The following is a 7,245-nucleotide window of genomic DNA, read 5'->3' on the forward strand; positions in this document are numbered from 1 at the left end:
GTATTGCACAAGGGCTCTTACTTATGTAAAAATTGAGAATTTGTTTGGCTAAAAGAGTATAATTATTTTTATTGATAGGTTTATCTTATTAATAAAATTAATTTTTGGCTTTGATTTTAGTGATAGCTAATCATAAAACAGACATAAAAAGTGCGTGTTTATAAAAACTCACTTTATAAGGATTTATATTTTTAAACCATTGTTATTTAGTCGTATTTTACAAAGGTGTTAAAAATTTAACAGTTAGGGCTAGGTGGTTTATAAAAGTTTATATAGCATTTTTTGCTATAATATCTTAGTACATTTAGTGGTTATTTTTAGATTAGACCACTATTTATCTTCAATTTTCTTTAACTAAACTTTTAGGAGAACTTAGACTAATGTCTCGTTCTATTTATTTAGATTATTCTGCTACTACTCCATGTGATCCTCGCGTAGTAGAAAAAATGATGCAATGTTTAACTTTAGACGGTAACTTTGGTAACCCTGCTTCAAGATCTCACAAATTTGGTTGGGAAGCAGAGAAAGCTGTTGATCAAGCTCGTCAAAACGTTGCTGATTTAATCAATGCAGATCCACGTGAAATCGTTTTCACTTCTGGTGCTACTGAATCAGATAACCTTGCAATTAAAGGTACAGCTGCATTCTATAAAGCAAAAGGTAATCATTTAATTACTGTGAAAACAGAACACAAAGCTGTTTTAGATACTATGCGTCAATTAGAACGTCAAGGTTTTGAAGTAACTTACTTAGACGTTAATGAGCATGGTGTTGTAAGTCTTGAAGATTTCAAAAACGCTATTCGTCCAGAAACAATTATGGCTTCTGTGATGTTAGTAAATAACGAAACTGGTGTATTACAACACATTAAAGAAATGGCAGCAATCTGCCGTGAACACAAAGTAGTATTCCACTGTGACGCTACTCAAGGTGTTGGTAAAATTCCTGTTGACGTTAAAGATTTAGGCGTTGATTTAATGTCATTCTCTTGTCACAAACTATACGGACCTAAAGGTATCGGTGGCTTATATGTGTGCCGTCGTCCAAGAGCTCGTTTAGAAGCGATTATTCACGGTGGTGGTCACGAACGTGGTTTACGTTCAGGTACTTTACCTACTCACCAAATCGTGGGTATGGGTGAAGCTTACCGCATTGCTAAAGAAGAATTACCTGCAGAAATGAAACGCATTGCTGCATTACGTCAAAGATTATGGGACGGTTTAAAAGATATCGAAGAAATCTATTTAAACGGTGACTATGATTTTTCTGCTCCAGGTATTCTAAACGTATCTTTCAACTACATTGAAGGTGAGTCTTTAATGATGGCATTAAAAGATATCGCAGTTTCATCTGGGTCTGCATGTACTTCTGCTTCATTAGAGCCTTCGTACGTATTACGTGCTTTAGGTCGTAACGATGAATTAGCTCACTCTTCAATTCGTTTCTCTTTAGGTCGTTTTACTACAGAAGAAGAAATCGACACTACTATTAGCTTAGTAAAAGCTGCAGTAGAAAGATTACGTGAATTATCACCTTTATGGGATTTCTATAAAAAAGGTATTTCTTTAGACTCTATTACGTGGACAGCACACTAATTAGGCGTGCAATCCTAAATTAAGGAAAATTAACATGGCATACTCTAATAAATTATTAGACCATTATGAAAATCCACGTAATGTGGGTTCATTTAATGAAGATGATTCTAAAAGCATTGGTACAGGTATGGTGGGTGCACCAGCTTGTGGTGATGTGATGAAATTAGAAATTAAAGTAAATGATCAAGGCATTATCGAAGACGCTAAATTCCGTACTTACGGTTGTGGTGCTGCAATAGCTTCATCATCTTTAATGACTGAATTAGTAAAAGGTAAATCTTTAGATGACGCTTTAGCAATTAAAAACGACACTATTGTTAAAGAATTAGAATTACCTCCGGTAAAAATTCACTGTTCTTTATTAGCTGAAGAAGCTATCGAAGCGGCAGTAAATGACTACCGTAACAAAAATAAAAAATAATCAACCTAGTTGATAAATGATCCCCGTTATCTGCAGATTAGAGAAACGGGGGTTATTTTATAGTCTTAGGGATTAATGCCATAAAGCAAATTAATCTCTAGTAGTGTAAAATAACAAGAAAAAATATTTCCCTAAAGCTAGGTAGCTTTATTTATAAGGAGACTGATTATGGCTATTACTTTAAGTGATACAGCCGCTAGTCGCGTTAAAGCTTTTTTAGATAATCGCGGTCATGGTATTGGTTTACGTGTAGGTGTTAAGACATCAGGTTGTTCTGGCATGTCTTACGTTCTTGAGTTTGTAGATGAACTAAATGTAGATGACGTTACTTTTGAAGATAAAGGAGTAACTGTTGTGGTGGATAAAAAATCATTAGTTTATCTTGATGGAACACAACTTGACTACGTAAAAGAAGGCTTAAACGAAGGCTTTAAATACCTAAATCCTAATATTAAAGATGAATGCGGTTGTGGAGAAAGTTTTAATGTTTAATCCTTTTGCAATTCTAGGTTTGGACGAAGATTTTGTGCTAGATAGCGCGAAATTGGAAAATAATTACTTAGAATTAATGAAGCAATATCATCCTGATAAAATTGCAGCGCAAGGTGATGATAGTAAGCAAAAATTAGAAATTACTCTTAAATCACAACAAATTAATGACGCTTACAATATTGTCAAAGATGATATTAAACGCGCGCAAGCTTTAATTGATTTAAAAAAGCAGCAAGCTCATTTTGATGAAACAATTGCTAAAAAAGATAATGAATTTATCTTTACACAGCTAGAAATGCGTGAAGCTGTAGCTAATTTAGCGCAGATTTACGATGAAAGTAAAATGGCTGCAATTAAACAAAAAGCACTCGATGATAAACAGCAAAATCTCCAAGCTTTAACACAAGCTTTAGCTGAACAAAATTTAGAGTTAGCGCAAAAACTTGTATATAGATTACAATTTTTATCTAAACTGCAAACTGACATTGCAACAGTTGAAGAAGATCAATTGTTTGCATAATAATTGAACCAAGAGGATATATGTCATTACTAACAATTGCCGAACCTGGTCAATCTGCAGCTCCCCATCAACGAAAAATTGCAGTGGGGATAGATTTAGGTACAACTAATTCTTTAGTTGGTATTTATCGTAACGGCGGATTAGAAATCATAAATGATGAACAAGGTCGTCCATTGTGTCCTTCAGTTGTTCATTTTTCAGCGCAAGCAGAACCTGAAGTGGGATATGAAGCTTTAGCTAAAGCTAGTATCGATCCCCAAAATACGATTATTTCGGTAAAAAGATTTATTGGTAAATCTTTAAGTGAAGTGCAAGCGAGCCAAGAGAAAGTTCCTTATAAATTAACAGGCTCGGCAAATAACTTACCACTGTTTAATACAGTTGCAGGTCAAAAAAATGCCATTGAAATCTCAAGTTTAATTCTGCAAAAACTTAAAAACCAAGCGCAAAGCTTTACTGGTGAAGATTTATATGGTGCGGTAATTACAGTTCCGGCATATTTTGATGATACGCAACGACAAGCAACTAAAGAGGCTGCTAAATTAGCGGGCATTAAAGTTTTACGTCTTTTAAACGAACCAACGGCAGCCGCTGTAGCATATGGTATTAAAACCGATCAAGACGGGATCATTGTCGTTTATGATTTAGGTGGTGGTACTTTTGATGTCTCTATTTTAAAAATAGAAAAAGGCGTCTTCAAAGTTTTAGCAACCGGTGGTAATACAGCGTTAGGTGGTGATGACTTTGATGCTGCTTTAGCCAAACTATTAGCGCAGAAATTAAATCTAGCAGAAGATAATTTAGATAAACTAGCTGATCGTGCTCTTTTAGAATTAGCTATTGCTACGAAGAAAGCTTTATCGCAAGAACAAGCGGTTAATCTTAGCTCTTTAACTTCAAGTGCTAATTTAAGTAAAGAGTGTCAACGCTTAGGTTTATCTTTAGCAAGCTTAGACCTAGAAATTACACGTGCAGATTTTAATCAAGTTATTACTGAATATGTAAAACAAACGATTAAAATTTGCCAAGGCGTATTAAAAGACGCAGAAATCAGCAAAGATCAGATCCGAGAAGTTATTCTTGTAGGTGGATCTACGCGCGTACCTTTTGTACAAGAGAAAGTAGCGCAGTTTTTTGGTAAAGATCCTCTTTGTTCAATCGATCCTGATATTGTGGTAGCCTTAGGTGCTGCAATGCAAGCGGATATTCTAGCCGGCAATCAAAATGATAAAGATTACCTCTTATTAGATGTGTTACCTTTATCACTTGGAGTTGAAGTTTACGGTGGCTTAGTAGAAAAAATTATTCCACGTAATACCGTAATTCCTATTGCTCGCGCACAAGAGTTTACTACAGCCCAAGATGGACAAACAGGTTTAAAACTACACATTGTGCAAGGTGAACGTGATATGGCTGCTGATTGTCGTTCATTATCACAGTTTACTCTTAAAGGCTTACCTCCTCGTGCTGCTGGAGCTTTAAAAATTCGCGTAACTTACCAAGTTGATGCCGATGGATTATTAAGCGTTTCTGCTACCGAATTAACTACAGGTGTTAGTGCGCAAGTTGAAGTTAAACTGTCATATGGTTTAACTGAAGGTGAAGTACTCAAAATGATTACTGATTCAACAGAATTTGCCCAATTAGACTTAGCGTTACGTAAATTATCTGAAGCAAGTATAGAAGCTGATTTACTTTTAAAAGCTACTGCACCACAGCTAGAAAACTATCATCAATTATTAGAAGCTGAACAAGCTGATAATATTAAACGTAATCTACAACGTTTGGCAATGTTAGTAGATAAATATAGTTTAGAAAAACTCCAAGTTAATACCTTAACCAATGACGATGCGCAACGCTTAAAAGAGTACGCTAACGAAATTGGTTTCTGGACACAACAACTTGAAGTTAGTACCAGAGATTTTGCAGCAGCAATTATGACGCAAAATCTTAAAGATGTATTACAAGGTAAAGACGTAAATAGTCTGTAATTACCTTCCTAGTATTAATAATTAAGGAAAATAGCAACAAATGCCTAAAATTACTTTTTTACCTCATGTGGAATTATGCCCAGAGGGATTAGTGGTTGAAGCCCAAACGGGTGAATCAATTCTTGACGTTGCATTACGTAATGGCATTGAAATTGAGCACGCATGTGAAAAATCATGTGCTTGTACAACATGTCACGTTATCGTGCGCGAAGGTTTTGATTCGTTAGAGTTTCCTTCAGAATTAGAAGAAGATCAATTAGATAAAGCTTGGGGTCTAGAAATGGATTCACGTTTAAGTTGTCAAGCTCTAGTTGGTACTGAAGATCTAATCGTGGAAATTCCTCGTTACACTATCAACTACGCTAGAGAAAATCACTAGTAGAAAAAGCTATCTCACAGAGATAGCTTTTTTAATGTATACTAGACAAAAATTTCTTATCAGATTACATGAAAATAAAATCTTTATCTAGTAGTAAGTCGTCGGCGAAAACTTCTGCTAAAAACACCCTTAAAAGCAGAGACAAAAGTTCCTCTAGTAAGCTAAAAAATAAAGCAAGCGCTAAAAATAATGTAGCAAATAGGGATAAAGCTTTTGGAACTAAGTCTAGAGCTGAAGTAAAATCTAGAGTAGAATCGACTAAGGCAAGTACAAACGCTAGAATAAGTGCAAACGCTAGAATAAGTGCAAAAACTAAAGAGCATGCAAGTAATAAAAGCCAACATGCTTACAAGTTGTCAGTCGAGAGCGAAATAAACAATAAGCAACCAGAAAGAACTGCTACGCAAGTGCAGGCTGATTTTGCTCACGATGCAGATCATCGACAAGCCTTTGCTCCAAGTGCTGATGTGGCTATAGGACAAGAGTATCGCACTAAAGTAGTAGAACTTATTGCCCAAAGCGAAGATGCAGGGCGTCGTATAGACAACTTTTTGATCAGTATTCTGCCAAACGTACCTAAAACCACTTTTTATAAGCTTTTACGTAAAGGGGAAATTCGCGTTAACAAAAAGCGCACTAAACCTGAGTATAAGCTCGAGCAAGGAGATGTAATTCGTCTAGCTCCTTTAACCTTAACCCACACTCTCAATAAATCAATTGAGTTACAAGATATCGTTAAGTTAAACTCGGTACAAGCCTTAGCTAAACAAATCGTATACGAGGATCCTGGATTATTTATTATCAATAAGCCTGCAGGTATTGCTGTACATGGTGGTTCTGGGGTAAATTATGGCGTAGTTGAAGCCTTACGTGTCTTATTTCCACACGAGCGTCGTTTAGAGTTAGTGCATCGCATTGACCGTGATACCTCTGGTTTATTAATGGTCGCTCGTAAACCGAGTGTACTAAAAGCTTTACAAGATCAATTTCGAGAAAAAATTATTCATAAATCTTATTTATGTCTAATTCCTGGGCACTGGCAAGCAAAACAAGTGGATGCTCCACTACTGCGTTATGAAAAATTAGGTGAGCGCTTTGTAAAAGTTGATGATGAGGGTAAACCTTCAGTAACCAACTTTAAGCTACTTCAGCTCTATCGTGATGCACAAGGGCAAGTGTTTTCTTTAGTTGAAGCTAGTCCTCTAACAGGTCGTACTCATCAAATTCGTGTCCATGCTTTACACGCATTAGCTCCTTTATGTGGTGATAATAAGTACCAAGATTTAATTCAAACTTCGTATATTGAAAAATTAGGATTAAAACGCATGTTCTTACATGCTTATAAACTTAATTATCTTGATCCTACAACCAATACTCGTAAAGAAGTTGAAATACCTTTAGCTTCAGAACTAGCTGATTTTTTACAAAGCTTAACTCCGATTCAATCATAAAAGTCGCAAGTGTTAAACTTGCGACTTTTATGATATATCCCTTATAAAGTTTTGAAATTTTTAGCCGAATAAAGTAAAATATAGCTAGGTTTTTGCGCTTAAAATTCTAGAGAATAAGCTTAGTTTTCTTGAAGAAAACACCGGTTTTAAATTTAAGCTTTAGCTAGGCTAAGTGAAATTTGCGTAGGTAATGCTTATTTAGCGTAAGAATTTATCCTTTAAAGAATATTTCCTTTCTAAAGAAAACCACATAACAATTCTCTTAGTTAACCTTTAAGAGCTGGTATCTAACTAAGAAAAATAGCCAATCGTAATAGCGAATATTAAATAGCTCATACTTGATAGTTAAATGTCAAGTTAAAAAAGTGCGATTAACATTACTTCTGCTATTAATGG

The 7,245-nt window shown here is 35.3% G+C and carries 7 protein-coding genes; all 7 read left to right on the plus strand.

Annotated features, from left to right (window positions below):
- Nucleotides 1-380: 380 nt before the first annotated feature.
- The 7 genes from CKF58_RS06635 (at nt 381) to CKF58_RS06665 (ending at nt 6,849) form a co-directional block, all read left to right on the plus strand.
- Nucleotides 381-1,595 carry an IscS subfamily cysteine desulfurase gene (locus tag CKF58_RS06635; protein ID WP_119532204.1) on the plus strand — a complete coding sequence of 405 codons (1,215 nt, stop codon included), beginning with the start codon at nt 381-383 and terminating at the stop codon, nt 1,593-1,595.
- Nucleotides 1,596-1,629: 34 nt separating this feature from the next.
- Complete coding sequence (gene iscU, locus CKF58_RS06640; protein WP_119532206.1) at nt 1,630-2,016, plus strand: Fe-S cluster assembly scaffold IscU; 387 nt, start codon at nt 1,630-1,632, stop codon at nt 2,014-2,016.
- Nucleotides 2,017-2,184: 168 nt separating this feature from the next.
- The gene (iscA, locus tag CKF58_RS06645) at nt 2,185-2,508 is read left to right on the plus strand and encodes an iron-sulfur cluster assembly protein IscA (protein ID WP_119532208.1); all 324 of its coding nucleotides are present in this window, start codon (nt 2,185-2,187) and stop codon (nt 2,506-2,508) included.
- Complete coding sequence (hscB, locus tag CKF58_RS06650) at nt 2,501-3,028, plus strand: Fe-S protein assembly co-chaperone HscB (RefSeq protein WP_222987752.1); 528 nt, start codon at nt 2,501-2,503, stop codon at nt 3,026-3,028. Before iscA ends, hscB begins: the two co-directional genes overlap by 8 nt.
- A gap of 20 nt (nt 3,029-3,048) precedes the next feature.
- Nucleotides 3,049-5,019 (plus strand): Fe-S protein assembly chaperone HscA, encoded by a 1,971-nt coding sequence (hscA, locus tag CKF58_RS06655; RefSeq protein ID WP_119532212.1) that lies wholly within the window; start codon nt 3,049-3,051, stop codon nt 5,017-5,019.
- A 40-nt stretch (nt 5,020-5,059) separates the two neighbouring features.
- A complete protein-coding gene (fdx, locus tag CKF58_RS06660) occupies nt 5,060-5,398 on the plus strand; it encodes an ISC system 2Fe-2S type ferredoxin (protein WP_119532214.1) in 339 nt (112 codons plus the stop codon).
- A gap of 473 nt (nt 5,399-5,871) precedes the next feature.
- Nucleotides 5,872-6,849 (plus strand): RluA family pseudouridine synthase, encoded by a 978-nt coding sequence (locus tag CKF58_RS06665; protein ID WP_379600254.1) that lies wholly within the window; start codon nt 5,872-5,874, stop codon nt 6,847-6,849.
- Nucleotides 6,850-7,245 lie beyond the last annotated feature (396 nt).

The sequence above is a fragment of the Psittacicella hinzii genome (assembly GCF_003585935.1).
Classification (GTDB): domain Bacteria; phylum Pseudomonadota; class Gammaproteobacteria; order Enterobacterales; family Psittacicellaceae; genus Psittacicella; species Psittacicella hinzii.

Coding starts and splice junctions, on each gene's coding strand:
- CKF58_RS06635 (WP_119532204.1), top strand. CDS start 381: ATGTCTCGTTCTATTTATTTAGATTATTCTGCTACTACTCCATGTGAT.
- hscB (WP_222987752.1), top strand. CDS start 2,501: ATGTTTAATCCTTTTGCAATTCTAGGTTTGGACGAAGATTTTGTGCTA.
- iscU (WP_119532206.1), top strand. CDS start 1,630: ATGGCATACTCTAATAAATTATTAGACCATTATGAAAATCCACGTAAT.
- fdx (WP_119532214.1), top strand. CDS start 5,060: ATGCCTAAAATTACTTTTTTACCTCATGTGGAATTATGCCCAGAGGGA.
- hscA (WP_119532212.1), top strand. CDS start 3,049: ATGTCATTACTAACAATTGCCGAACCTGGTCAATCTGCAGCTCCCCAT.
- iscA (WP_119532208.1), top strand. CDS start 2,185: ATGGCTATTACTTTAAGTGATACAGCCGCTAGTCGCGTTAAAGCTTTT.